This is a genomic window from Bacillus sp. 2205SS5-2 (genome assembly GCF_037024155.1).
GTDB lineage: Bacteria > Bacillota > Bacilli > Bacillales > Bacillaceae_K > Bacillus_CI.
In genome coordinates this window covers 61,559-88,219 of the sequence record NZ_JAYKTS010000015.1, presented here as the reverse complement: position 1 = coordinate 88,219, position 26,661 = coordinate 61,559, and the positions used below count along the sequence as shown (strand labels likewise).

The window sequence follows — 26,661 nt, the reverse complement described above, 5'->3', positions numbered from 1 at the left end:
TGCTTCGCCTCTTCTTTAATGCAACTATTCCATCACTTTTTCAGCGATAGACGTGTTTACAAGGGTGCTGTGTTTTACGGCCCTTGGTAATTCACCAGCTTCATCCATAATATTCTGGAGATTTTCCCATTCATTTTCATCAAGTAGTGGGTCTTGAGCATAGGACCCTTGGGATTTATACCGATTTACGACTGTTTCAATTAAAGAAATGTCAGTGTCTTCAAAATACGGTTGAATGACTTCGGCAATTTCTTTAGCGCTATGTGTTTCTACCCATAGTTGAGCTTGGTACAAGGCTGCTGTAAACTTTTCAACCGTTTCCTTATTTTCTGTCATGTAGCTTTCTTTTGCCATAAAAGTTGTGTAGGGGACAAATCCTGATTGCTCACCAAATGAAGCGACGATATGCCCTTTTCCTTCAGCTTCAAAAATGGACGCGGTCGGTTCGAATAATTGAACATAGTCACCTGTTCCAGAAGCAAAGGCGTTGGCAATATTGGCAAAATCAATGTTTTGAATGAGTTGAAGATCGTTTTGGGGGTCAATTCCTCTTTGTTTCAGAACATATTCACCAACCATTTGCGGCATACCGCCTTTACGTTGTCCGAGAAACGTGGCTCCTTTTAGTTGATTCCACTCAAAGTCTTCAACCTCTTCTCGGGAAACAAGAAAGGTTCCATCCGTTTGGGTTAGTTGGGCGAAGTTGATCACAGGATCAATTGTTCCTTGGGCATAGACATAGATGGTCGTTTCAGAGCCTACGAGCGCAATGTCTGCTCCGTCAGATAATAATGTGGTCATGGTTTTATCTCCACCCCAGGTGGTTTTGAGTTCAATATCCAATCCTTGCTCCCCAAAAAACCCTTTTTCAATCGCTACATACTCTGGCGCATAGAATATAGACCTAGTTACTTCTGCTACACTAACTTTTTCTAAATCCGAAGAACTGTTGTTACAACCGCTAAAGAGCATGATGAATAGGATGCTCATAGCTACATAAATGAACAATCGTTTCATGCTTATATTCCCTCCATACCAATAATCATTTTTGCTACGATATACTATGTGGTATAGAAAAATGTGTGAACGCCTATCTAGATTGAAAGGATGACTAAACTTGAATGAAGGAGAAATCGTAAGTAAACAGGAATTCCCGTCCCCGCATCCAAATGTTGAGTTATGGTTAGTGACGTATCGTTCCCAAGGATTAAACGTGAAAGGACTTCTTGCTAAACCTAAAATTGAGGGGAAGTTAGACGGTTTTTTGTATTTGCGTGGTGGAATAAAAAATGTAGGGAAGGTTCGTCCGGCTCGAATTACCCAATTTGCCTCCCATGGTTTTATTGTATTTGCTCCTTTTTATCGTGGAAATCAAGGAGGGGAAGGTCATGAGGATTTCGGCGGGAAAGACCGATATGATGCGATTTCGGGTTTCCAATTATTAAAACAGCAAGATAACGTGAATCCGAATAGAATTCATGTGTTTGGCTTTTCACGTGGCGGAATCATGGCGCTTTTCACTGCCATTGAATGTAAAGAGGTTGCTACTGTGGTATCTTGGGCGGGCGTTTCGGATATGTTCCTTACGTATAGCGAGAGAAAAGATCTACGTCGAATGATGAAGCGAGTAATAGGTGGAAGTCCGCATAAACTTCCTGAAGCCTATGAATATCGAACACCCCTTTCTTCTTTAGAGAGGATTCAAGCACCTACCCTACTTATTCACGGGCACAAAGACCAAAACGTATCGATTGAACATGCATATCGTTTAGAAAAACAGCTAATTAATCTGAATAAAGCAGTTGAAAGCTGGTATTTTGAACAGTATACTCATTATTTTCCACCGCATATAAACCGGAGAATGGTGAAAGATTTATGTAGTTGGATGAAGAAACAGGGCTGATATGATACGATAAAAGTAAAAGAGGTGACTCATTGATGGGAATGCCGATAGAACTAAATACAATGATTGTTACAAAAGGGAAGGAAGAGCGTGCAGAACAGAATTTGTTTTGTCTGAAAAAAGACGGCTACCGAATGTATCCACTTCATATTCCAGTTGAAGTAAGAAAAACAATAAACAGCGACATTAGTGGGATAGCTGTCATCCAGAAGCTCGTTTGGGAAAATGACCAAACACATCTTACATACGAACTTCAGTCTTTGAACTCAACAAATTAAAAAAGCCCCCCACGAAGCGTGGGGGCTTTTTTTAGGCGATCGGTCCACCTAGTTGTTTGATTTCTGGGGACACATTCGAAAACTTTTTAAAATTTTGACGGAATTTTTCGGAAAGCTCCTTCGCTTTCTTCTCATAGTCACTCGAATTGGCCCATGTTTTTGCAGGTTGTAATACTTCGTCTGGTACGCCAGGAACGTGCAAAGGAATAGCTAATCCAAATATTTCACCCTTTACCGTTTCAACGTTATCAAGCTCACCTTCTAGCGCTGCTTGAACCATTGCCCGAGTATAGCCCAGTTTCATTCGGTTACCGGTTCCGTATTCTCCTCCGGTCCAACCCGTATTAACTAAAAATACTTTTGCATTATGTTCATCGATCTTCTTCCCTAGCATTTCAGCATAGCGCTGAGCTGGAAGAGGAAGGAATGGTGAGCCAAAACATGTAGAGAAAGTAGCTTGTGGTGAAGTGATGCCACGCTCTGTTCCGGCGAGTTTGGATGTATAACCACTTAAGAAATGATACATGGCTTGTTCTTTTGTTAGTTTACTAATAGGAGGTAAAACACCAAATGCATCAGCTGTTAAAAAGATAATCGTATTCGGGTGCCCAGCGATACTTGGTACAACAATATTATCTACTGCATCAATCGGGTAGGCTGCTCGAGTATTTTCTGTTAATGAATTATCTTCATAATCAGGTAAGCGCGAGTCCTCATGTAAAACAACATTTTCTAACACAGAGCCAAAGCGAATAGCATCAAAAATCTGTGGCTCTTTATCACGAGTCAGTCCAATACACTTTGCATAGCAGCCGCCCTCGATATTAAATACACCATTTGGAGACCATCCATGCTCATCATCTCCAATTAGGCGACGATTCTCATCGGCTGAAAGCGTTGTCTTTCCTGTTCCGGATAATCCGAAAAATAAGGCGACATCCCCTTCAAATCCAACATTAGCAGAGCAGTGCATGGACAAAATATCTTGCTCAGGAAGCATATAGTTCATTACTGAGAAAATCGATTTCTTCATTTCGCCAGCGTATTCCGTGCCGCCAATGAGCACAGTTCTCTTATCAAAGGAAACTATGATGAAGGTTTCTGAATGGGTACCATCTTCTTCTGGAACGGCTTTAAAATTCGGAGCAGAGATCACCGTAAATTGTGCTTGATGATTATCAAGTTCTTCCTCTGTTGGGCGTATGAATAATTGATGAGCAAATAAATTATGCCACGCATACTCGTTAATAACTTGTATCGGCATTCTATGTTTATGATCAGCGCCTGCGAAGCCTTTAAAGACGAAAACTTCATCTTGTTCTTCCAGATGCTTGATGACTTTATGGTAAAGATTATCAAATTTTTCAGAGGAAATCGGTTGGTTTACTGAACCCCAATCAATTTTGCTGCTTGAAGAATCTTCTTCAACGATATACTTGTCTTTTGGAGAACGCCCAGTGTATTTTCCTGTTTCCGCACGAACAGCTCCTGAAGCAGTCAAAACACCTTCATTTCGGTGTAATACCTTTTCCACTAACGTAGGTACAGACAGTTGAAGTTGAATATTTTCTCCCGCTAATAGTTCCATTAATTCACTAGACATGCTCACTGAATTCATAATAATAAACCTACCTTTGTCTATATTTTTAACCCCAATGTTCACTCATCATTAGTATAACACATTCAAATCATTAGTCTATACTAATGAAGCTCATTTTCTTAATGTTTCTAATTTGTCATCAATTCGTCAAATAGTTCCTTGCATTAGTCTATGTTGTAAAGAATAATAGGGGATTCTTAGGAAGTTCTAAGGCGAGGTTTAGCATAAGGATTTTTTCGTATACATTGTTGTTATTTCATCTAATTTTAGATGGTATCCTCTACTTTGCTCAGGTGTTTCACATCAGAAAAAAACGAAATGATGCCATGAAAAAAGCTGGATCCTCGTTTTTAGATGGGTTCGAATAAGAAGAAATCCCTTGACTTGTATGACTTCGTGCTCTTTTCCTAATGAAAAATTCTTCATTTCTAGATAAAAAGGAAGAAATCAATCGAAAAAACCCTACTGCCTGTTTTTTCTTTGTGTCAAAAGCAACATAGTGTACGAAAAGATCCCATTAAAAAAATTGGTGATATGTAAGGGAAATGGATTGACACTACCGTCGGCTTTAGATATTATAGAAATTTGAACGGATACTCTTATTCCGAGCTGGTGGAGGGACAGGCCCTAGGAAACCCAGCAACCTACTCATTTACAGTAGTAACTGAGAAAGGTGCTAACCTGCAAGGTAAATCCCTTGAGTGATGAGAGTGAAAGGCGCGATGTTGTATTCAAAACCTTTCCTCTTTTGAAGTAGGAAAGGTTTTTTAGTTTGAATTCTAATAAGTGAATTGAGCAATGTTAACACGGTTTAATATTGTGGTCTGTGACTAAAAACCCGGAGTTTATTTCATACTACTAAGGGAAATGAGTACCGTGAAGATTAATCCTGCAGACATAAGGCGAGAAATTACATATAGATTGGTCGCTTCAAGCACTGCAATTAACTTTTAGGGAGGAATATAGATTGACAAAGAAACGCCATTTATTTACTTCAGAATCAGTAACAGAAGGACATCCAGATAAAATTTGTGATCAAATCTCAGATTCTATTTTGGATGCAATTTTAGATAAAGATCCGAATGCTCGTGTCGCTTGTGAAACGTCGGTCACCACAGGACTTGTCCTTGTAGCGGGTGAAATTACAACAAGCACGTATGTGGATATTCCTAAAATCGTACGTGAGACCGTTAAGGGAATTGGTTACACTCGTGCAAAGTATGGTTTCGATGCGGAAACATGTGCTGTTTTAACGGCTATTGATGAGCAATCTGCTGATATTGCGATGGGTGTTGACCAAGCTCTAGAAGCTCGAGAGGGACATATGTCCGACGAGGAAATCGATGCCATTGGCGCAGGGGACCAAGGATTGATGTTTGGATTTGCTTGTAATGAAACAAAAGAATTAATGCCACTACCTATTTCTCTAGCGCATAAATTATCTCGTCGCTTGACAGAAGTACGAAAAGACGAAGTTCTTCCTTACCTTCGTCCAGATGGAAAAACACAAGTGACGGTTGAGTATGATGAGAACAATCACCCCGTTCGTATTGATACGATTGTCATTTCTACCCAACATCATCCAGAAGTGAGCTTAGAGCAAATTCAACGAAATCTGAAAGAATACGTCATAAATCCAATCGTTCCGAAAGAATTGATTGATGATGAAACAAAATACTTCATCAATCCAACGGGCCGTTTCGTTATTGGCGGACCACAAGGAGATGCAGGTCTAACTGGTCGTAAGATTATTGTGGACACATATGGTGGGTATGCTCGTCACGGCGGTGGGGCATTCTCTGGTAAAGATGCAACGAAAGTAGATCGTTCGGCAGCCTACGCTGCACGTTATGTGGCGAAAAACATCGTGGCTGCTGGTTTAGCCGATAAATGTGAAGTGCAGCTAGCGTATGCCATTGGTGTTGCCAAGCCTGTTTCCATTTCCATTGATACATTTGGAACAAGCGATGTAAGTGAAGAAACATTAATTGATGTTGTGAGCAATAACTTTGATTTACGACCAGCTGGTATTATCAAAATGCTTGACTTAAGACGCCCAATTTATAAGCAAACAGCTGCTTATGGTCACTTTGGCCGTAATGATCTTGATTTACCTTGGGAGCGTACAGATAAAGCAGAAGCATTAAAAACACAAGCTCTTAACAACTAATCATGAATGAATCGGGCTGTTTTTCTCAATGATTGTGGCTTTTCGGTTTAAAAATATCTTTGATAGGAATAGGATTCGGGTCATCTTTTCGTCTTTTTCCTAACTTAATAAAAGAAAAAACGTTGATTTCCTTTTATTATTAGATTCGATACCAACAAAGTATTAGAAAAGAGCCTTTAAGCAAAAAAGCGGAATTCTATCAAAGAATTCCGCTTTTTTGCTATTTTTGTATCGATTTATAGTACTGAGCTTTCTCTGCGTACTCTCGAGAAATGCGCTCCATATCTTGTATGTCCTCAACCGTTAATTCTCGAATGACTTTAGCGGGTCTGCCAAATGCAAGTGAATTAGGAGGAATTACTTTTCCTTGTGGAACTAAGCTTCCTGCTCCAATAAAGGCTCCTGCTCCAATTTCTGCCTTGTCCAAAATAATGGAACCCATACCAATCAGTGCTTTTTTCCTGATTTTGCAACTATGTAAAATCACGCTATGCCCCACGGTCACTTGATCTTCCAAAATAAGCGGATTATTTGGGCTTTGGTGAAGAACACAATTATCTTGAATATTTACTTTGTTTCCAATTATAGTTGGGGCAACATCACCTCGTATTACGGTGTTAAACCAAATGCTGGATTTATCGCCAATCTTCACGTCTCCTGATATCGTGACGAAATCAGCAATAAACGCTGAGGATGAAATTTGAGGATAAGTGTCATGATAGGAATAGATCATATAAATTCTCCTTTATAAAACAGTCATAGAGATAGTGTATCAAAAAATAGCTCTGTTCATGAAGGAGTTTGGAGGAATTTTTTATGTGGAAATGGGAGGCAGAAAATCCGCAAGGTGTTGTTGTAATTATTCATGGAGCAATGGAGCACCATGGACGATACAAATGGTTAATTGAAATGTGGAGATCATCTAATTTTCACGTGGTGATGGGCGATCTTCCTGGACACGGAATCACTTCCAGGAGAAATAGAGGACATATCGAAACCTTTAATGAATATATAATGGAAGTGAAAGATTGGATAGGAGGGGCAATGGAGTATGATTTACCTATTTATGTGATGGGTCATAGTATGGGAGGGTTGATTGCTGTCCGCTTATTTCAAGAGCACAGATTAAAAGTAAAGGGACTTATCCTTTCTTCTCCTTGTTTAGGGCTTTTGCGCCCTCCTTCGATGATCTTAAATGTTCTTTCATTTGGATTAAACGAAGTTAGACCTAAAACAAAATTCTCATCAGGCCTTACCATAGATATGGCAACGAAAAATCAAGACATTAAAGAAATGGATTGTAATGATTCTTTGTACCTAACGAAAGTGTCCGTTCGGTGGTACCGTGAGCTTGTGAAATCGATAAAACTTGCTTTTCGTCATAGTGAGAAATTGCAAGATCTCCCTCTGTTAGTCATTCAAGGTGGAGATGATCAGATTGTTGATAAATCTGGGGTGAAATCATGGTTTAACCAAGTCCAGAGTTCGGATAAGCACTATAAGGAATGGCCGCACTATTATCATGAAGTGTTTAGTGAAGAAAAAAGAGATGACGTGTTTCAGTATTCGGTGAATTTTGTTATTAATCAACTAGTTTTAGATAAAAAAATGAAAAAGTGAGGTGGAAGCATGTCGGTTCCTGTGACACCTATTCCGTTGATGGCAAATGTGTATCGAAAGGTCTTTCCAATGGTTCACAAAGAATTAAATTATTGGAAAGAACGAGCTTCGCTTATTCCGGACGATGAACTTCGGAAGCAAGCTGTGCAGAGTATTAAAGGGAAGACCTTTCACTGTGAAGGAGGGGCAATTTTAGCATTATTAGCGGGAAATCGTATGGAAGAAGCAATAAAATTTATTGTAGCCTATCAAACAATTAGTGATTACTTGGATAATCTATGTGATCGGAGTACCTCACTTGATCCTGATGATTTTAGTGCTCTCCATGAATCGATGAACGATTGCTTATCGATAGAGGAAACTCCTAAAGACTATTACCGTCTGCGGAAATCTCAGGGGGATCTTCATTATTTGCGTGATCTTGTGGTAACATGCCAAAACGTCCTTAAACGGATTTCTCCCTATGAAGAGATTCGCCCCTATCTTTTAGAGCTTTGCCACTATTATTGCGATTTACAGATCCATAAACATGTGTGTGTGGAAGAGCGAGAAGAACGCCTAAGATCCTGGTTTCAGGTACATCAACCCTCACTACCAACCATGGATTGGCATGAATTCTCGGCGTGTAGCGGATCTACATTAGGGATTTTTTGCCTAGTTTCTTATTCATTAAGAGAGGACTTTCGATCAGAATATGGCGAAATGGTTAGAAATGGGTACTTTCCCTATATTCAAGGGCTACATATTTTATTAGATTACTTTATTGATCAAGAAGAAGATCTTGAGGAGGGCGATTTGAATTTTTGCTTCTATTATCAAGATAATCAACAATTATTTGAACGACTTCAGCATTTTCTCTCACAAGCAGATGAGCAAACAAAGAATCTTCCTCATCGTGAATTTCACCGATTAATCAATCGAGGATTACTAGGGGTGTATTTATCTGATGAAAAAGTAACTCAACAAAGGGAAGTAAATGCATTAGCTAAAAAAATCATTAAACAAAGTGGTTTTATTTCTCGTTTTTTTTACGCTAATGGTCGGGTGTATCGAAAGTATCAGAATAGCTTTTTAGGGCGTGCAAACCGACTTTAAGGTGGGCACTCTTAATCTGTCACCCCAATGCATTTTGAGTATTCAACTAGAAGAAGTTTGGAATGAAGGGTAAGAATCAGAGTGGCCTCAATTATAACTGTGGAAGCCAATCCTCTACGGTGCAAGTCAAACATTATTTTATAAGGGTGTTTTCGCAAAGTTTGTGGCTTTTCGCACCAGTCTATAAACGGTGATATAGTTTTGTTTCGGGCATCATTTCGTCTATGTTTAATGGAAATCAGCAGTGAAATGGGCGATTTAATCAAAAATCAGATGAAATAGTCACAATGTATACGATTAAATTCTTTTATAAATAGTAAAAACGACTCTTGGGTCGTTTTTTTTGTGGTTTTTGGCCCTGTTATGAGAAATGATCTTATTAGCTAGAAAGCCTCAGCAATCAGCTGCTTTATCGGTGGTTTTAACAAAAGTATAGGCCTATATAACTGAAATTGATTGAAAATAGTGATTATTCCGAAATAATACACTATGCTAAATAAGCAAGTTACATATAAGGGGAGGAATTCAATTTGGTAGGTAAAAAAATTATGAACGCGGCGATGGTAGCAGCCTTATCATTGGGGGCTTTCACTCTTCCTGCGTCAACCAATGCCATGAATTTAGTAGAGACAAAGATTCAGGCATCAAAGTCTGTTGCAAAAGAACATAGTCACTCGGTTGGAGGTCCTGTAGATTTAGCTCTAGCGAATGAAGAAAGATTAATGGAAATGCTTAAAAAAAGCGGTAAGCTTTCCAAAAACGCGACTGGAGCGGAAGCAGAGGCTGCCGTAAAAAGCTACTTGAAAAATGTAGCTGAGAACGCGAAGCAAATGCAAGAAGAGGGCGAATTACACGAACAAGAGTTAAAACTAAGTGAACAAATGAAAGACAAGCTCCAAGGAAATTCTTTTACCAATGGCAAAGGAAATAAACTTGGACAAGCTAAAAAGAACACTCCTGCAGGACTAGTTGAAGAAAATTACGATGGGGAAGTACGATCAGACGAAGTTTTAGTGTTATTAGTAGAATTCCCTGATTTTAAAGCAAATGATATTCACCCTGAAGACACAGATATGTACTACGGAGATTATATGAAAGAACATTATCAAGAGATGGTCTTCGGAGATAATGGGTATGAAGGACCGAATGGTGAAACATTAATTTCCATGAAGCAATATTATGAACAACAATCAGGTGGAGCTTATACCGTCAATGGAAAAGTAGCCGGCTGGTATGAAGCGAAGCATGAGGCAGCATATTATGGCGCACCAAAGGGCCAAAGCAATGATACGGATGCTCGTTCTCTTGTAAGAGAAGCACTTGAAGCAGCCGCAGCTGATCCAAGTGTGGATTTATCGGATTATGACCAAGAGGACCGGTATGATTTAGATGGTGATGGAAACTATCGTGAAGCAGATGGATTAGTGGACCATTTAATGGTAGTTCATTCATCGGTTGGACAAGAAGCGGGTGGAGGTCAACTTGGAGAAGATGCCATCTGGTCCCATCGTTGGAATCTAGGCGATGTGTATGGTTTAGACGGTACGGAAGCAACAGTGCCCTATTGGGGTGGGGAAATGGCTGCATATGATTATACCATCGAACCAGCAGATGGAGCAGCTGGGGTTTTCGCTCATGAATATGGTCATGACTTAGGTTTACCAGATGAATATGACACACAGTATACTGGAGAAGGCGAGCCCGTTTCCTATTGGTCGATCATGTCAAGTGGTAGCTGGGCAGGAAAGATTCCGGGAACAGAACCGACTGGATTTAGCGCATGGTCGAAGGAGTTTTTACAGACAGCTCATGGTGGGAATTGGTTACAGGCCGGAGAAGTGGACCTCGCTGATTTAGATAGTAAAGGTTTAGAAGTTCTTCTAGATGAAGGAGCTACAAAGGGAACAAATCTGGATGCTCTTCGTGTGAACCTTCCGCAAAAAGAACTGATCATTAATACGCCAGCAAGTGGTTCCACTGAATATCACAGTGGAAGTGGAAATGATTTAAACCATTATCTACAGACAAATGTTGACCTAACAAATGCTGCAAATGGTGAGCTCAATTTTAAAGCATGGTATCAAATCGAAAAGGATTGGGACTACGGCTCAGTCATGGTAAATGACGGAAGTGGATGGGTATCGATCCCAGGTAATATCACAACAACAGAAAATGAATTTGACCAAAATCCTGGCCATGGAATTACAGGATCTTCTAATGGCTGGGTGGATGCTAGCTTTGACCTAAGTGCTTATGCTGGAAAAGAAATTCAAGTAGGAATCAACTATTGGACCGACGGATTTGTAGCCGAACCCGGCTTATACGTTGATGATGTTCAAGTAGTAATCGATGGATCAGAAGTGTTATTCGATGATGCTGAGGGAGAAGCTCAGATGGATCTAGATGGTTTTACTAAAACGGATGGTAAGCTATACAGTGATCACTACTACTTATTAGAATGGAGAACCCATAACGGCGTGGACGAAGGATTAGCGCATATTAAACGCGGCAACAGCATCATGGAATTTAATGAAGGATTAATCGTTTGGTATGTAGATGATAGCTATGACAACAATTGGACTGGAGCCCATCCGGGTGATGGATTTCTTGGTGTAGTAGATGCCGATCAAAAAGCTCAATATTGGAGTGATGGATCGCTTGGAGCGAGTCGTTATCAAGTGCATGATGCGGCATTTAGCTTGAATAAATCAAATAAAATGTTTATAGACTATAAGGATCTTCTTGGCACTACAATGAAAGATAATTATACAAAACGGAACCCTCTCTTTAATGATAGCAATAACTACTTAAATACTGAGCTTCCTGATGCAGGACGAAACATTCCAAATTATGGAGTGAAATTCCGTGTTACAGGTGAGAGTACAGATGGAAAAGTGGGAAAAGTATTGCTATTCAAGTAAAATAAGAAACAACCGCTTTCGAGCGGTTGTTTTTTGTTTTTTATAGCCAATTTCGAAGGAACCTTTGAAATCTCACCAACTGCAATAATAAAAAGTTCTGTAGTATGCTTGATCTTTAATTCAGACTGTTTTTCTCAAAGTTTGTCGCTATTCAGCTCAGTTCATTATCTGATATATAGCTTTGTTTCGGACATCATTTTGTCTATTTTTGATGGAATACAATAGTGAAATGGAAAGTTTAATCAAAAATTAGATGAAAAAGCAACAATGTATTCGAAAAGAGCCGTGATTAATCGCTATTTAAACAAATGTTACCTGATCCTTAAAAGCAAATGATTATGTAATTAGCGTAGATTTGCCTATAATAAGGGACACAGAAATTAAAGGAGTTGTTTCCTTATGGAATTAAAATTAAGTGTTCTAGATCAAACGCCGATTGCGGAAGGACTTACCGCTACAGAGGCTTTAAAACAAACGGAAGAGTTAATTCAGCATGTGGAAAAGCTAGGATATCAACGGTTTTGGGTGTCAGAACATCATGATACGACGACATTAGGTGGTTCATCGCCAGAAGTGTTAATTGCTCATCTGGCGGCTAAAACATATCGGATTAAAGTAGGTTCAGGCGGTGTGATGCTTCCACATTATAGCGCATATAAAGTAGCTGAAAACTTTAAAGTGTTAGAGGGATTGAATCCGGGTCGAATTGACCTGGGCTTAGGGAGAGCACCTGGTGGAATGCCACGAGCCACCTTGGCGTTAAATAATGGAGGCCGTAGTGACATAAGAGAATTCCCAAATCAAATTAAAGAATTACAGTATTACTTGACCGATTCTTTACCTAAGGATCATCCTTATTATGGATTAAAAGCCACCCCTATCATTCCAACGTCACCTGAGCTTTGGCTGTTAGGATCAAGTCCTTCAAGTGCGATGCTGGCAGCTGAAAAAGGATTACCTTATACATTTGCTCAGTTTATCAACGGGGAGGGCGGCCCTCAATTTATGCGCCATTATCAAACAAGTTTCCAACCAAGTGAAAGACTAAAGGAACCCAAAGGAATGGTTGCGGTTTTTGTTATTTGTGCAGAAACCGATGAAGAGGCTGAGAGAGTCGCTTCGAGTTTGGATTTATCTATTTTAATGATTGAACAAGGAATGGTTTCAAAAGGAACACCATCCCCTGAACATGCAGTGGCTTATGTCTACTCCCCATACGAACGCATGAGAATGGAAGAAAATCGTAAGCGGATGGTGGTAGGTGGACCACAAAAAGTCAAACAACAACTCCTTAGGATCGCAACAGAGTATGAAACAGATGAAGTAATGGTTGTGACCATTACACACGACTTTCAAGATAAATTAACTTCTTTTGAGTTACTAGCAAAGGAATTGTTGTAAATTAATTGAAGAGACCCTTACATGATTTTTCTATTTGGCTCTTTTCGTATACATTGTGGTTATTTCATCTAATTTTTGACTAAATTCTCCATTTCACTGTTGATTTTTATGAAAAATAGACGGATCTAGCTGCAGTGGCTAGGGACTCAGGTCAAATGTCAGCCCACTACGTGAAGCAGGCTTCACTGCGTGTTCTGCCAGATGCCTGCCGTCCCTGGTCAGCCACTTCCGCTTTTCGTAAATGATAACCTGATACGAAAAGTCACAAACTTTGCGAACAACCTTTTGAAAAAGATAAAGGGAAATATGGTTTTCTTCAGACCCATTCCCCTTTTCTTGTTTAAATTATTTTCTTTTTTCAATCGCAATAATAAATGGCGGGGAGTTTTGAACATTTGTAAATTGGTATTGAAGCACATATGCTTTCTGTTGATCAATGTTTTGGGTATAAGCTAAAAGGGCATCTCGTTCTATTTTTCCTTCATCATGACCGTGATAAATGACCAGAACAATGATTCCCTCAGGTGCTAATAGATCAAGCAAGGCTTCAATCGCTGCTATGGTGGTCTTTTCGCCGGTGACAACATTTTTGTCTCCGCCTGGAAGGTACCCTAGGTTAAAGATTGCTGCTCGTACTTTTCCTGCAACCGTTTCTGGTATCATGGTTTTTATATTTTCATGTCCCGTTCTGAATAATGTAACGTGGTGGGAGAGGGCATTTGTTTCTAGTAAGGCTTTGGTTTTCAGCAGTGCTTGTTCTTGAATATCAAAACTATAAACCCGTCCCTCAATCCCTACCAGTTTTGCCAAAAATAATGTATCATGGCCATTGCCCATCGTGGCATCTATGACTACATCACCGTTTCCAGCCGCTTTTTCGAGTAAGTTGTGCCCGAAAGGAAGGATTCTTTCTAGTTTCATTTGATAGTCACCTCAACGGGCGTATAAAATTTCCCTTGCCAACTATCTCTTCGTTTTAGTTCAGCGTCGATCGAGTTGAGGACCTCCCATTTATTGAGACTCCACATCGGCCCCACCATTAAGTCAATCGGGCCATCCCCCGTTATTCGGTGCACAATCATTTCGGGAGGAAGAATTTCTAGTTGATCACAGACTAAGCTTACATAGTTTTCAAATGTAAGGAATTCAAGCAGTCCTTTTTCATATTGTTTGACCATCGGTGTTCCTTTTAAGAGATGTAGCAAATGAATCTTTATTCCTTGAACATCAAGGTTGGCTACGATTTTTGCACTTTCCATCATCATTTCAGGACTCTCTAAAGGAAGTCCATTAATAATATGAGAGCAAATTCGAATGCCATGTTTACGAAGTTTGTTCACGCCTTCGATGTAGCAATCTAAATCATGAGCACGATTAATGAGAAGAGCGGTTCGTTCATGAACAGTTTGTAAGCCTAATTCGACCCATAAATACGTACGTTGGTTTAATTCCGCCAAATAATCCACAACATCGTCAGGTAAACAATCTGGACGGGTGGCGATGGATAAACCTACGACATCCTCCTGTTGTAAAACCTCTTCAAATTTTTCACGGAGTACGTCTACAGGGGCGTGGGTATTTGTGTACGCCTGAAAATAAGCGATACACTTTCCGTCTTTCCACTTGCTGAGCATTTTGCTTCTGATGTCGTTAAATTGAACGGAAAGGGGATCGACACGATCTCCCGCGAAGTCTCCTGAGCCTGCTGCTGAACAAAAAGTGCATCCGCCGTGGGCGACTGTGCCATCACGGTTGGGACAATCAAAGCCTCCATCTAAAGCGATTTTAAACACCTTATGCCCAAACTCATTCCGTAAATGATAATTCCATGTATGATATCGTTTGTCATCTGTAGCGTAAATAAATGGGTTTGTCTGATGCAAACCAGCCACTTCCTTTACAATTTTTTACATTAATTCCTATTAAAAACGTAATCTAAATTGAAGTTGATAAAACATTCATCCTTGTATCTTTTTTTCATATTTATTAAAGGCTCTCTTCATATCTCTTGTTTCGATTGAACATAATAGCCAATTTCATCTTCCGTTTTTCCAATGATCCATCTGAAAACACGCAAATAAATTACTTAAATACCCCTTTTTAACAATGTTTTTCCTGCTATGAAAAGTAATAATATTTGTCAGAATAGCCTACACATATGTGGAATTTTACCACGAAGGACAAATTTGAGCCAATCTTGATGATGAATAACCGACTTTTACCACTAATGAAGCGAAGACTAGTGGTTACACTATTAGTGAAACATCATTAGTGAAAATTTATTTCACTAATGTTGAGATGTGAGCTAGTGCTTTTGTATTCTAGCGAGGAAAGGGAGGATGACTATGGCAACAAGAGAATCGGTTGAGGCTTGTTTGCATCAATGTGCAGATGCCATTCGGTGTGCTCAAGAGCAATACACAACTGGTGCAAAACAAGCCCATTATCATGATGAGGAATACAGCCATGCGCTTCAAGGATTGGAGAGTGCATCGATTGAGTTAGAAAGGATTAACGCTAGTGCGAACCATCAACAACAAGAGCAATTGCATCGGATGCGTCTTCAGGTACAACAACTACAAAATGAAATGATCTTATTAAATCACGATCACTAGAAGGAGGAGTAAGATGGTACAACCCCGATCGAAGCAAAATAACCCAGAACAGAAAACACGAGATACCAGTCGGAATTTAGAAACAGAATTCGGTGCCGAGTATAATCCGGTAAAAGCTTCCAAGCAAAAGTACGAAAAGAAACAGAGTCAAGCTGTTATATCCAAACAACATTGTGAAAAATCAGATTAGAGGAGAGCAGGGAATTCCTGCTCTCTACTTTTTTGTTGCATATCCCTCCAAAACACTTTAAAATACTTCTGTTATCGAAATAAAATACAGAAGGGCGGGGTTCTTTTTATGCCGAGAGCATTATGGCTACTTGTGATGGGAATGATGGTTAATGTCACGGGGGCCTCTTTTTTATGGCCTTTGAATACAATTTATATCCACGACTATTTAGGGAAATCCCTAGCAATGGCTGGCTTGGTACTTATGATGAATGCTGGTGCAAGTGTGCTAGGTAATTTAATAGGTGGGAGTTTATTTGATAAAATCGGTGGTTTTCGATCCATCATGACTGGAATCGGAATTACGTTAATTTCCTTAGTGGGACTTAATTTCTGGCATGAATGGCCATATTATGTTTTCTTTTTAATGTGGATAGGATTTGGCTCAGGAATTGTCTTTCCATCTATTTATGCGATGGCAGGATCAGTTTGGAAGGAAGGTGGTCGAAAAGCCTTTAATGCAATATATGTCGCTCAAAATGCCGGAGTTGCTATAGGAGCTGCCCTAGGCGGATTTGTAGCAGGTTATTCCTTTGATTATATCTTTTTGGCTAATTTAGGGATGTATGTTTTATTTTTCAGTATTGCTTTCTTTGGCTACCGGAACATAGGTGTCGGGGCTTCTCAACAAACAAATGTCCTGAAAGAAAAGAAAAAAGTAATCAATAAAGCAAAATTTACTGCGTTAATCTTAGTCTGTGGGGCCTATTTATTATGCTGGGTCGGTTATGTTCAGTGGCAAACGACTATTGCCACTTATACACAGGATATTAACATTTCCCTGAAACAATATAGTTTACTTTGGACAATAAATGGGACGCTGATCGTGTTTGGCCAACCGCTTATTCGCCCACTGATAAAGAAGTTCGATCAAAATTTAAAGGGACAAATTATTTTAGGTATATCAATCTTCATAGTGTCCTTTGTGGTGGCTGGAAACGCGAGTGCCTTTAAAGGATTTGTGGCAGCAATGGTGATTATTACTATAGGTGAAATGCTGGTGTGGCCAGCTGTACCAACAATAGCAAATCAGCTAGCACCGAAAGGAAGAGAAGGCTTTTATCAAGGGATTGTGAACTCAACAGCAACAGGTGGAAGAATGATCGGTCCACTTTTAGGTGGTGTCATGGTCGACCTCTATGGAATGTCGATATTATTCTTTGCTTTAATTGGACTATTAGCGATGGCCATCGTGTTAACCACTTTTCATGACCGACTCTTAAAAAGGGAAGAAAGTCTAACCTTATCGCGTGTTTAAACGAGTCTTTATCTATATGATGTTGAAAGATGAAAAGTGTCCGTTAGTGTTTCTGTTTCGCTGCTGTATATAAACAATTAAAAAGAGAGAGTTTGTAACATTTTTTCAGCTTTTTCTGGTAGGATTCACTGTCTAAATGGTCGATTCCATTAAGGATTCCATTCAATTGTAACAAGAGCCAGCAAAAAAAAAGAGAATGACACTTGCAACGGAAGTCATAATCTCATACAATAAGAAACAAACAATAGCTCAACGTTGATAAGGAGCAGTAATGAGGAACTTTCGCATTAGAGAGTTGACGGATGGTGCAAGTCAACCGAAAGGATCATGAACTCGCCTTGGAGTTGTAAACATGAAATAAAGTAGTGTTTACCGTTTGTCCTCGTTACGGATTCGTGAGCCGAGTGCATTTTTGCACTAATTTGGGTGGTACCGCGGGAGAATGACTTTACCTCTCGTCCCTTGTATAAGGGACGGGAGTTTTTTGTTTTGGCTCTTTTCGTATACATTGTGGCTGTTTCGTCAAATTATAGATGGAATCCCCTACTTCTCTATTGATTCCCATCAAAAATAGATGAAAAGCTACCTCGAAACAAAGCAAAATCATCGTTTATAGATTGGTACGAAAAGCAACAACCCTTGTGGAAATAGCCTTTGTTTTTGTACTTCTATTATGATGGAGTTTTCTGATCCTGCGGTTTAAATCGACCTTCCTGCGTTCCGTTTCGACTCTTTACACTGGAAAAAAGAGCTAATGAACAACTTTTTTATTCGAGAATAGGAGGAAAAATAATGAGTTTTAACCATGGTGAAATCGAAAAAAAGTGGCAAAAATATTGGGAGAAAAATCAAACATTTAAAACTGGTGAAGAAGAAGGGAAGCCGAATTTTTATGCCCTAGACATGTTTCCCTATCCATCTGGTGCAGGACTACACGTCGGGCATCCTGAAGGCTTTACAGCTACCGATATTTTGGCTCGTGTCAAACGCATGCAAGGATATAATGTTCTTCATCCAATGGGGTGGGATGCGTTTGGACTTCCAGCTGAGCAATACGCACTTGACACAGGAAATGATCCAGCAGAATTCACTAAATTAAATGTAGAGAACTTTACCCGTCAAATTAAAGAATTAGGATTTTCTTATGATTGGGACCGTGAAGTGAATACAACAGATCCAACTTATTATAAATGGACACAATGGATTTTCACAAAGCTTTATGAAAAAGGGCTGGCATATGTCGATGAGATTCCTGTGAATTGGTGTCCGGCACTTGGGACCGTTTTGGCAAATGAAGAAATTAAAGACGGAAAAAGTGAGCGTGGTGATCACCCCGTTGAACGTCGTCCAATGCGTCAATGGATTCTAAGAATCACCGCGTATGCTGATCGACTTTTAGAAGACCTAAATGAAGTTGATTGGCCAGAGAGCATCAAAGATATGCAGCGAAACTGGATTGGTCGTTCAGAAGGCGGAGAAGTGACTTTTAGCATTGCTAATCATGATGAATCTTTCGCAGTCTTTACGACACGACCAGATACCATTTTTGGTGCAACCTATGCAGTATTGGCACCAGAACATCCATTTGTAGACTCCATCACAATTACTGAGCAAAAAGAAGCAGTCGAAGCCTATAAGGATAGTGTAAAAGCAAAAAGCGATCTTGAACGTACGGATTTGGCTAAAGATAAAAGTGGTGTATTTACAGGTGCTTATGCGATAAATCCAGCAACAGAAGAAAAAATGCCAATCTGGATCGCCGATTATGTGCTAATGAGCTATGGATCAGGAGCGATTATGGCAGTGCCTGCTCACGACGAGCGAGACTATGAATTTGCCCAAAAATTTGATCTGCCGATTCGAGAAGTGGTTTCAGGTGGAGATATTAGTAAAGAAGCTTACACGGGTGAAGGGGACCATATTAATTCAGACTTCTTAAATGGTTTGGGAAAAGAAGAGGCCATCAAACAAGCTATTTCTTGGCTTGAAAAAAAAGGAATTGGGACCAAAAAGGTGACGTATCGCCTTCGAGATTGGCTCTTTAGCCGTCAACGTTACTGGGGCGAGCCGATTCCAGTCATTCATTGGGAAGATGGCACGAGTACGGTCGTGAAAGAAGAAGACCTGCCACTTGTGCTCCCAAAAACAACCGAAATTAAACCATCCGGCACCGGGGAATCGCCACTAGCAAATATCGAAGAGTGGGTCAGTGTTGTCGATCCTGAAACAGGTAAAAAAGGACGTCGTGAAACGAATACAATGCCACAATGGGCAGGAAGTTGCTGGTATTACCTTCGTTATATTGATCCTCATAACGAAGAGAAGCTAGCGGATCCAGAAAAATTGAAAAACTGGCTACCTGTCGATATGTATATAGGCGGAGCAGAACATGCCGTTCTTCACCTGCTTTACGCACGTTTTTGGCATAAATTCTTATATGATATTGGTGTGGTTCCAACGAAAGAGCCATTCCAAAAGCTCTTCAATCAAGGCATGATTCTAGGTGAAAACAATGAAAAAATGAGTAAATCAAAAGGCAATGTCGTCAATCCCGATGAAATAGTCGAAAGCCACGGAGCGGACACTCTTCGTCTTTACGAAATGTTTATGGGACCGCTTGAAGCTTCGATTGCATGGTCGGAAACAGGTCTTGACGGGGCACGTCGCTTCCTTGATCGTGTCTGGCGTTTGCTTGTTAATGAAGATGGATCACTAAGCAGTAAAATAAAAGAAGATAAATCAACTGAATTGGAAAAAGTGTATCATCAAACGGTGAAAAAAGTAACAGAAGACTTTGATGGTTTGCGTTTTAATACCGCAATTTCACAAATGATGGTCTTCATCAATGATGCGTATAAAGCAGAAATGCTTCCAAAGGAATATATGGAAGGATTTGTGAAAATGCTTGCTCCAGTCGCTCCGCATATGACAGAAGAGCTTTGGTCCAAATTCGGACATGAAGGGACAATCTCTTATGTCGCTTGGCCGACGTATAATGAAGAAAAATTAGTCGATAATGAAGTGGAAATTGTGGTTCAGATTAACGGAAAAGTACGGATGAAACTAATGCTAGCTACTGACGCAACAAAAGAAGAAATGGAGAAGCTAGCACTTGCTGAAATTCAAGCAGAGCTTGATGGGAAAACGGTACGAAAAGTGGTTGCCGTTCCTGGAAAACTAGTGAATATTGTCGCAAACTAGTCAGTTTATGACACAGCGGAGAAATACCCCGCTGTGTCATTTTTTGGTGGAAGTATTCTGCCTTTATGAGAAGAAATTCCTCTATATATTGTTGTTACTTGATATCAATAGCGATATATTTTAAAAGGCTGTTTTCGCAAAGTTTGTTGCTTTTCGAACCAGTCTATAAACTGTGATATAGCTTTGTTTCAGGCATCATTTCGTATATATTTGATGGAAATCAACGTGAAATGGGAGATTTAATCAAAAATCAGGTGAAAATAGCCACAATGTATACGAAGAGAGCCTTTAAAAAAAAGCCTAAAAGAAAGATAGAATGAAAAGGGTAGGAATTCAGTTATAGGGGGGGAGAAATGATAAAAAAATTAACAGAGAAGGACCATGAGAATGTAATGAGATTACTTTAACTTAAGTCAGCTGAAAATCTCTTTATCATTGGGGACATTGAAGGATTTGGGTATGAACAGGATTTTCAGTCTGTGTGGGGAGACTTTGATGAACAGGGAAATATTCGAGGATATCGATCTGTGGATGATATTCGGTTATTAACAGGTCAAGCAAGTTCGAGCTCAACCATTTTCTTCTTCTCAGCAGCTTTGCTATAATAAAATTCATAAAAGGGAAAGGGTGATGAGTGATGGAACAGGTAAAAACCATTACACCTCAAGAATTAGAAAGTAAACTTAAAAAAGGCGAAGAACTTTATATCGTCGATGTCCGTGAAGATGAAGAAGTGGCAGAAGGAATGGTTAAAGAAGCCAAGCATATTCCAATGGGAAACATTCCTGAGTCATTGGATCAATTTGATAAAGAAAAAGAATATGTGTTTGTCTGTCGCTCTGGTCGCCGAAGCGAAAATGTTTGTTACTTTATGAAGGACCAAGGCTTTAAAGTAGTGAATATGGAAGGCGGCATGTTAGAGTGGGCTGGGGAAACTCAACAGAAACGATAAAATAAAAAACCACCAATGAATGGTGGTTTTTTATTTTTTTGAAGCCTCTTTTTGTGAACTTTGTTTCTCTTAGCATAAGCCTCTTTTTGTACACACTGTGACTATTTCATCTGATTTTTGATTAAATCGCTCATTTCACTGTTTATTTCCATCAAAAATAGACGGATCTAGCTGCAGTGGCTAGGGACTCAGGTCAAATGTCAGTCCACTACGTGAAGCAGGCTTCACTGCGTGTCCTGCCAGATGCCTGCCGTCCCTGGGCGAGCCACTTCCGCTTTTCGTGAACTAGCTGCAGTGGCTTGAGGCTCGGGTCAAATGAATAACTCTCCAGTGATGCAAGCATCACCTGCGAGCTCTTCATTTGCCTGTCGCCTCAGGGCGAGCCACTTCCGCTTTTCTTAGTATGTCAGCCTTCATGCAAATCTGAAATCGCAACCTCTGTTCTTTCTTCTAGCGGTCCTCGCAAATGTACGGTAGCCATTTGTCCATCTTCATTAATACTATCAATCCATACAGGAGTCCCATTATATTTCACAGTGATGTCAGCTGATGAAGAATAGATTTGTTTCGCTCTTCTTAAGTCCATAGATGTTCCTCCTCTAATGTTTTCGGTTTATTTTGTGGAAAACGGCTAGTTTTATTCTTCAAGTAACAACGAATATTGTCCATTAGAGCTAATATAATGATAAAAATGGGGCGAGGAGTGAAAAAATGATACAAGTAAAAGTGTTCGATTTTGAACATGAGAAAGACTTAGAAAAAGAAGTGAATTCTTTTTTAACTGATTTTCCTTCACGAGATATTGTGGATATCAAATTCAATGTAGCCGTCTCGACGGAAGCAGGAGAACAATTTTATTGTTTTTCGGCTATGGTCATATATAGGGATTAGGAATAGAGGTTTTGGGTAGTTAGATGGTTAACAGTAACACTGAATAAGAGTAGTGAAAAATCGAGTAGGAAATCTCTTAGGTTTCGGCTCGATTTTTTATTGTTTTTTGGTGTTCATATAGAGAGTGATTGGCTTGGTGCACTTTAACGTAGAAAAGGACTAGTTGATGAGGAGTCTTTTAATCCGCAATCAGACGATTTCGCAAATGAGCAGGTTAGTAAAGAAGGGTATTGGAAAACAACGAAGAAATTATTCATTATTATTTGGGTTTTTAAGGAGGAGAAATGAATAGTAATGAGACAATAAACGTGGAGGTTCTTCTAAAATCCGTGGTATCAGTCACGAACAAGTTTGTATATTGATAGCAAGAGACAAAGGACTGGAACACTATCGCTTTAAATCAGATGGTACTGAGCGTGTTAAAGGGCTTTACCTTATACAAAATGTTAATAACTATCACAGTCGATTAAAAGGATGGATGCAACGATTTAATGGTGTGACAACAAAATACCTCGACTATTATTTGAGTTGGTTTCAATTTTTAGATGTTGTAATTCATCGTAATGACGATAAAACAATTATCAAAATGATTGTCGAAAGCTGTTTATTTAATACCAATGAATCTTATGTTAGGTTTAAATTATCAGAATTTACCATTTAAGCAACCTGTTACAATTATACGAAAGATGTGGTGGATAATTTGGCTTTATTTATCGGGGGATTGCTTATTTTCTGGGGAATCCTTGTCCTCTATTTCTCTTTGTTCAAAATGAAAAAAGAGGATTTTAAAGATAAGGGTGCTATCGGTGCAAATGGACATATTGAGTTTGAATTTTTATTTAGATGATTAAGTAGACTTCCATCTGGTGTAATTAAGGAATTCACATTATTAATTGGAATCGTATTCGTTATTTTTGGAACAGTTATCATAATTTGAAAAGGCTCTTTTCGTATCCTTTGTTACTATTGGCACAAAGAAAAAAACAGCTTTTGAAAAAGGACTTCAATTTCATCGAAGTCCTTTTCTTATTTTAATTATCAACAATAATGTTTAACTGAGCCAAATAATAAGAAAGAAATAATTCGATAAACCTTACTGTCTTTTTTTACTAAGAGTAACAAATTTTTCGAAAAGAGCATTATTTATTTACAAATAATGCAGCATTTGTTCCTGCTAGACGTCCGGTCACAAGTGCCGAGGTAATATTATAACCGCCCGTATATCCGTGGATATCCAATACTTCTCCGCATAAATACAAGCCTTTCGTTTTCTTAGAAGCCATCGTTTTCGGTTCGATTTCTTTGACTGAAACACCGCCCCCTGTTACAAAGGCCTTGTCGAGAGAAAGGGTGCCATGAATTTGGATGTTGAACTGCTTACAGAGAGTAGCGAAAGTTCGTTTTGCTTCTGATGGGATTTGTCCACCTTGTGCACCTGGATCAATGTTAGCTTGCTCGAGTAAAAACAATAAATAACGCTCTGGAACAAGCCCTTTAAGGCTGTTTTTAACAGCTTTTTTGGGTTCATCGGATAGCATTTGATGGATGGTTTCAAAAACAGATTGTCCGTTTTGATCCGGCAATGCGTCAATACTCACATATACAAAATTCTCTTTGCTCTTTTTTAGTTCTTTTACCACGTACTGTGAACAACGTAAAACAGCCGGTCCGGAAAGACCAATATGTGTGAATATCATGTCCATTTTATGAGTAACGACTGGTTTTCCGCGTTTATTTAGTACACTGAGTGCAATATCACGCAATGCTAGTCCTTGAAGTGTTTTTTCTTGAATAAACGGTTCCTTGGATGTTAGTGGAACTTCAGTAGGGAACAGTTCAGTGACGGTATGACCGGCTTTTTCAGCCCAAGGATAGCCATCTCCAGTTGAGCCTGTATGTGGAACGGATTTCCCACCTACAGCAAGCACGACCGATTGACAGTGGATTATCTCACCATCTTTTAGCTTAATCCCAGCGGTTTGATTATTCTGATAGAGAACTTCATCTACAGGGGTATTCGTTCGAATGGTGACATTCAATTCAGCTAAGCGATTCAATAAAGCATCTACAACAGATTGGGCTTTATTCGATACGGGAAACATTCGTCCGTGATCTTCCTCCTTGAGCTCTACCCCTAGCTTTTCGAAAAAAGTAATTATATCTTCATTATTAAAGACGGAAAAAGCGCTAAATAAAAAACGACCATTCCCGGGGATATGTTTAATAATTTCTTCTACTGGTAAACGATTCGTGACATTACAGCGTCCACCACCAGAAATCGCTAATTTTCTCCCCAGTTTATTTCCTTTATCAATCAGCAGAACCTTTCCACCATGTTCACCGGCTGCAATGGCAGCCATAAGTCCAGATGGGCCCCCGCCGATAACTACTACGTCAAATTTCATTGTTTTTCACCAACTTTTTAAGTGCTTTTCCTATTTTATGACGGTTTTAAGGAATGAGCAATGTTTATTAAAGGATCTTTTCGCATACTGTGTTGCTCTAGCATACAAAACGGATAGCAACACACCTTTCTTTCCGTCTATTTTTGATGGAAAGAAACAGCAAAAATGGAGGAATCCATCTAAAATAAGACTAAAGAGCAACAATGTATACGAAAGAGACTTACGAATACAGCCTTATTAAAAAAATTGTCATTCGAGAGACAGAAGTGTACACTACACATAGTGTATATTTTGACTAAGATAGTAGGTAGAGATTATATGTCATCCAAATTATTTAGAGGTACCCTTATTTTATCGTTAGGAACGTATATTTCCAAATTTCTAGGGTTGTTTTATGTGATTCCGTTTTACGCCCTCATAGGTGGAGAGGATAACGCCGCTTTATATACATATGGCTACACACCATATACGATATTTTTAACAGTTGCTACAGCTGGTGTTCCTTTAGCTGTATCAAAGTTTATTTCGAAGTATAATACGCTAGGTGAATATGAAGTGGGAAGGAAGCTGTTTCGTTCAGGACTGCTTGTGATGACCTTAACGGGAATATTGTCATTTATAGTGATGTATGTATCGGCTCCTTTTTTGGCGGAAATCACGATTCCAAATGATGAACAAAAAGTAGCCGTTGCTGATGTGACGACCGTTATCCGGGCTGTCAGCTTCGCGTTAATCATTATTCCTTTTATGAGTTTAATTCGTGGTTTTTTTCAAGGTCATCAATCGATGGGACCTTCTGCCGTTTCTCAAGTGGTGGAGCAAATTGTTCGAATCGCCTTTTTATTGGCAGGAGTTTATGTGGTTCTTAACTTGATGGATGGGAATTTAACCACTGCGATTGCGGTGGCGACGTTTGCGGCAACGGTTGGAGGTATCGCTTCATTGGCAATTCTGGGTTGGTATTGGTTCAAACGAAAACCCGGACTCGATACGATGTTGGAAGAGAATCCAGGAAGCATCGATGTTTCGTATAAAGAAATGTACAAAGAAATTCTGATTTATTCCGTTCCATTTGTTTTTGTCGGACTAGCCAATCCATTATTCCAAATTATTGATCAATTTACCTTTAATAAAGCAATGGGAGCAATTGGACTTGCGGCAGGTGCGGACAGAGCATTTGGAGTTTTAAACTTTAGTTCTCATAAGTTGGTGATCATTCCTGTTTCACTGGCTACGGCGTTTTCCATGACCTTGATTCCTTTAGTGACAGAGTCATTCATCAAAAACGATCGTCGTGAATTGAAACAACAACTTGATCAAACGTTTCAAGTGTTGTTGTATTTAACCATCCCAGCTGCGGTCGGAATATCGATACTTGCAGAGCCAGCCTACACGATTTTTTATGCGCATAGTGAGTTAGGCACAGAAGTTTTAAGGGCATATGCTCCAGTGGCCATTCTTTTTGCGTTGTTTGCTGTAACAGCGGCCATTCTTCAAGGAATCAATGAGCAAAAATATACGATTTTAAGTTTGTTAGTCGGGTTGCTAGTTAAGTTGGTACTAAATATCCCTCTGATTAAAGCATTTGAAACGCAAGGGGCGATTATTGCGACCACTTTAGGATATTTGATTGCCATTATCATTAACCTAGTGGTCATCCGTCATTACGCTGAATATAAATTTACGATGATTTTTAGAAGAGTGCTGTTAATGGGTGCTTTTAATGGCGTGATGGCCTTTGTTGTCTGGATAATCTATCTTCTACTGCAACTGTTCTTAAGTCCAGCGAATACCTTCTCGGCGACAATAATCGTCTCCATTTGTGGGAGTGTTGGCGTGGTCGTTTATTTTTATCTAGGATTTAGAAGTCATTTAATTGATAAGTTATTTGGTGCTCGTGCGACAAAGCTAAGAAGAAAATTACGCTTAGGATCATAGATAAAGTTTGTTCAAGATAAATATTATTGCTTTTCTTTTCCACCATATTGTGGACCTAGTGTGAGGAATGTGAAACATAACCGAGTAAACGTGGATTATATTCGGTGAATCTATGGAGTTCCTTTTTCATAGTGATGTGTACTTGACCTGAAAAATACAAAAAGTGTTTTTTAACAAGGCTGTTT

General features: G+C 39.4%; 23 protein-coding genes, 1 pseudogene, 1 riboswitch and 1 other annotated feature. Of the genes and pseudogenes, 16 read left to right on the top strand and 8 right to left on the bottom strand.

Annotation, left to right across the window (positions count from 1 at the left end):
* Positions 1-24: 24 nt before the first annotated feature.
* On the bottom strand, positions 25-972 hold the full coding sequence (locus U8D43_RS11650; RefSeq protein WP_442893599.1) for an ABC transporter substrate-binding protein: 948 nt from the start codon (positions 970-972) through the stop codon (positions 25-27).
* Between the two features lie 145 nt (positions 973-1,117).
* Between U8D43_RS11650 and U8D43_RS11645 the strand changes: the two genes are divergently transcribed.
* Positions 1,118-1,903 carry an alpha/beta hydrolase family protein gene (locus U8D43_RS11645; RefSeq protein WP_335871347.1) on the top strand — a complete coding sequence of 262 codons (786 nt, stop codon included), beginning with the start codon at positions 1,118-1,120 and terminating at the stop codon, positions 1,901-1,903.
* Positions 1,904-1,938: 35 nt separating this feature from the next.
* Positions 1,939-2,181 (top strand): DUF2584 domain-containing protein, encoded by a 243-nt coding sequence (locus U8D43_RS11640; RefSeq protein WP_335871346.1) that lies wholly within the window; start codon positions 1,939-1,941, stop codon positions 2,179-2,181.
* Positions 2,182-2,212: 31 nt separating this feature from the next.
* On the opposite strand, the gene pckA is transcribed toward U8D43_RS11640, so the two are convergent.
* A complete protein-coding gene (gene pckA, locus U8D43_RS11635) occupies positions 2,213-3,799 on the bottom strand; it encodes a phosphoenolpyruvate carboxykinase (ATP) (protein ID WP_335871345.1) in 1,587 nt (528 codons plus the stop codon).
* 578 nt (positions 3,800-4,377) lie between these two features.
* Positions 4,378-4,492, top strand: a riboswitch (SAM riboswitch).
* A 256-nt stretch (positions 4,493-4,748) separates the two neighbouring features.
* Between pckA and metK the strand changes: the two genes are divergently transcribed.
* Complete coding sequence (metK, locus tag U8D43_RS11630) at positions 4,749-5,951, top strand: methionine adenosyltransferase (RefSeq protein ID WP_335871344.1); 1,203 nt, start codon at positions 4,749-4,751, stop codon at positions 5,949-5,951.
* A 220-nt stretch (positions 5,952-6,171) separates the two neighbouring features.
* On the opposite strand, the gene U8D43_RS11625 is transcribed toward metK, so the two are convergent.
* The gene (locus tag U8D43_RS11625) at positions 6,172-6,684 is read right to left on the bottom strand and encodes a gamma carbonic anhydrase (protein WP_335871343.1); all 513 of its coding nucleotides are present in this window, start codon (positions 6,682-6,684) and stop codon (positions 6,172-6,174) included.
* An 83-nt stretch (positions 6,685-6,767) separates the two neighbouring features.
* On the opposite strand from U8D43_RS11625, the gene U8D43_RS11620 reads away from it, so the two are divergent.
* From U8D43_RS11620 to U8D43_RS11605, 4 genes are all read left to right on the top strand, one after another.
* Positions 6,768-7,571 (top strand): alpha/beta fold hydrolase, encoded by an 804-nt coding sequence (locus tag U8D43_RS11620; RefSeq protein ID WP_335871342.1) that lies wholly within the window; start codon positions 6,768-6,770, stop codon positions 7,569-7,571.
* Between the two features lie 9 nt (positions 7,572-7,580).
* On the top strand, positions 7,581-8,666 hold the full coding sequence (gene tbcS, locus U8D43_RS11615; RefSeq protein WP_335871341.1) for a tetraprenyl-beta-curcumene synthase: 1,086 nt from the start codon (positions 7,581-7,583) through the stop codon (positions 8,664-8,666).
* 548 nt (positions 8,667-9,214) lie between these two features.
* Positions 9,215-11,587 carry an immune inhibitor A domain-containing protein gene (locus tag U8D43_RS11610; protein ID WP_442893598.1) on the top strand — a complete coding sequence of 791 codons (2,373 nt, stop codon included), beginning with the start codon at positions 9,215-9,217 and terminating at the stop codon, positions 11,585-11,587.
* A 399-nt stretch (positions 11,588-11,986) separates the two neighbouring features.
* On the top strand, positions 11,987-12,988 hold the full coding sequence (locus tag U8D43_RS11605; protein ID WP_335871340.1) for an LLM class flavin-dependent oxidoreductase: 1,002 nt from the start codon (positions 11,987-11,989) through the stop codon (positions 12,986-12,988).
* Between the two features lie 345 nt (positions 12,989-13,333).
* On the opposite strand, the gene mnmM is transcribed toward U8D43_RS11605, so the two are convergent.
* Both mnmM and mnmL read right to left on the bottom strand, forming a co-directional pair.
* Positions 13,334-13,909 (bottom strand): tRNA 5-(aminomethyl)-2-thiouridylate-methyltransferase MnmM, encoded by a 576-nt coding sequence (gene mnmM, locus U8D43_RS11600; protein WP_335871339.1) that lies wholly within the window; start codon positions 13,907-13,909, stop codon positions 13,334-13,336.
* Complete coding sequence (mnmL, locus tag U8D43_RS11595; RefSeq protein WP_335871338.1) at positions 13,906-14,871, bottom strand: tRNA modification radical SAM protein MnmL/YtqA; 966 nt, start codon at positions 14,869-14,871, stop codon at positions 13,906-13,908. The genes mnmM and mnmL overlap by 4 nt, the downstream gene beginning before the upstream one ends.
* A 462-nt stretch (positions 14,872-15,333) precedes the next feature.
* Between mnmL and U8D43_RS11590 the strand changes: the two genes are divergently transcribed.
* From U8D43_RS11590 to U8D43_RS11565, 6 genes are all read left to right on the top strand, one after another.
* The gene (locus tag U8D43_RS11590) at positions 15,334-15,603 is read left to right on the top strand and encodes a YtzC family protein (protein WP_335871337.1); all 270 of its coding nucleotides are present in this window, start codon (positions 15,334-15,336) and stop codon (positions 15,601-15,603) included.
* A gap of 13 nt (positions 15,604-15,616) precedes the next feature.
* Positions 15,617-15,793 (top strand): glycogen biosynthesis protein GlgD, encoded by a 177-nt coding sequence (locus tag U8D43_RS11585; RefSeq protein ID WP_335871336.1) that lies wholly within the window; start codon positions 15,617-15,619, stop codon positions 15,791-15,793.
* 108 nt (positions 15,794-15,901) lie between these two features.
* Positions 15,902-17,089, top strand: a complete 1,188-nt coding sequence (locus U8D43_RS11580; protein ID WP_335871335.1) for an MDR family MFS transporter — start codon at positions 15,902-15,904, stop codon at positions 17,087-17,089.
* Positions 17,090-17,335: 246 nt separating this feature from the next.
* Positions 17,336-17,555 (top strand) — a binding site (T-box leader).
* Between the two features lie 326 nt (positions 17,556-17,881).
* Positions 17,882-20,290, top strand: a complete 2,409-nt coding sequence (gene leuS / locus U8D43_RS11575) for a leucine--tRNA ligase (RefSeq protein ID WP_335871334.1) — start codon at positions 17,882-17,884, stop codon at positions 20,288-20,290.
* A gap of 479 nt (positions 20,291-20,769) precedes the next feature.
* Entirely contained in the window at positions 20,770-20,895 is a 126-nt protein-coding gene (locus U8D43_RS11570) for a hypothetical protein (protein WP_335871333.1), read from the top strand.
* Between the two features lie 32 nt (positions 20,896-20,927).
* A complete protein-coding gene (locus U8D43_RS11565; RefSeq protein ID WP_335871332.1) occupies positions 20,928-21,242 on the top strand; it encodes a rhodanese-like domain-containing protein in 315 nt (104 codons plus the stop codon).
* 208 nt (positions 21,243-21,450) lie between these two features.
* On the opposite strand, the gene U8D43_RS11560 is transcribed toward U8D43_RS11565, so the two are convergent.
* Both U8D43_RS11560 and U8D43_RS11555 read right to left on the bottom strand, forming a co-directional pair.
* Entirely contained in the window at positions 21,451-21,603 is a 153-nt protein-coding gene (locus U8D43_RS11560) for a hypothetical protein (RefSeq protein WP_335871331.1), read from the bottom strand.
* 45 nt (positions 21,604-21,648) lie between these two features.
* Positions 21,649-21,828, bottom strand: coding sequence for an H-type small acid-soluble spore protein (locus U8D43_RS11555; protein WP_335871330.1), 180 nt, complete (start codon positions 21,826-21,828; stop codon positions 21,649-21,651).
* Positions 21,829-21,953: 125 nt separating this feature from the next.
* Here U8D43_RS11555 and U8D43_RS11550 point away from each other — a divergent pair, with 125 nt between their 5' ends.
* A complete protein-coding gene (locus tag U8D43_RS11550) occupies positions 21,954-22,133 on the top strand; it encodes a sporulation protein Cse60 (RefSeq protein WP_335871329.1) in 180 nt (59 codons plus the stop codon).
* Positions 22,134-22,437: 304 nt separating this feature from the next.
* Positions 22,438-22,794, top strand: a pseudogene (locus U8D43_RS11545) (IS1595 family transposase); the annotation flags it as partial.
* A 478-nt stretch (positions 22,795-23,272) separates the two neighbouring features.
* Here U8D43_RS11545 and U8D43_RS11540 read toward each other — a convergent pair.
* A complete protein-coding gene (locus U8D43_RS11540; RefSeq protein WP_335871328.1) occupies positions 23,273-24,538 on the bottom strand; it encodes a BaiN/RdsA family NAD(P)/FAD-dependent oxidoreductase in 1,266 nt (421 codons plus the stop codon).
* A 318-nt stretch (positions 24,539-24,856) separates the two neighbouring features.
* Here U8D43_RS11540 and U8D43_RS11535 point away from each other — a divergent pair, with 318 nt between their 5' ends.
* Positions 24,857-26,476 (top strand): putative polysaccharide biosynthesis protein, encoded by a 1,620-nt coding sequence (locus U8D43_RS11535; RefSeq protein ID WP_335871327.1) that lies wholly within the window; start codon positions 24,857-24,859, stop codon positions 26,474-26,476.
* The last annotated feature ends 185 nt before the right edge of the window (positions 26,477-26,661 follow it).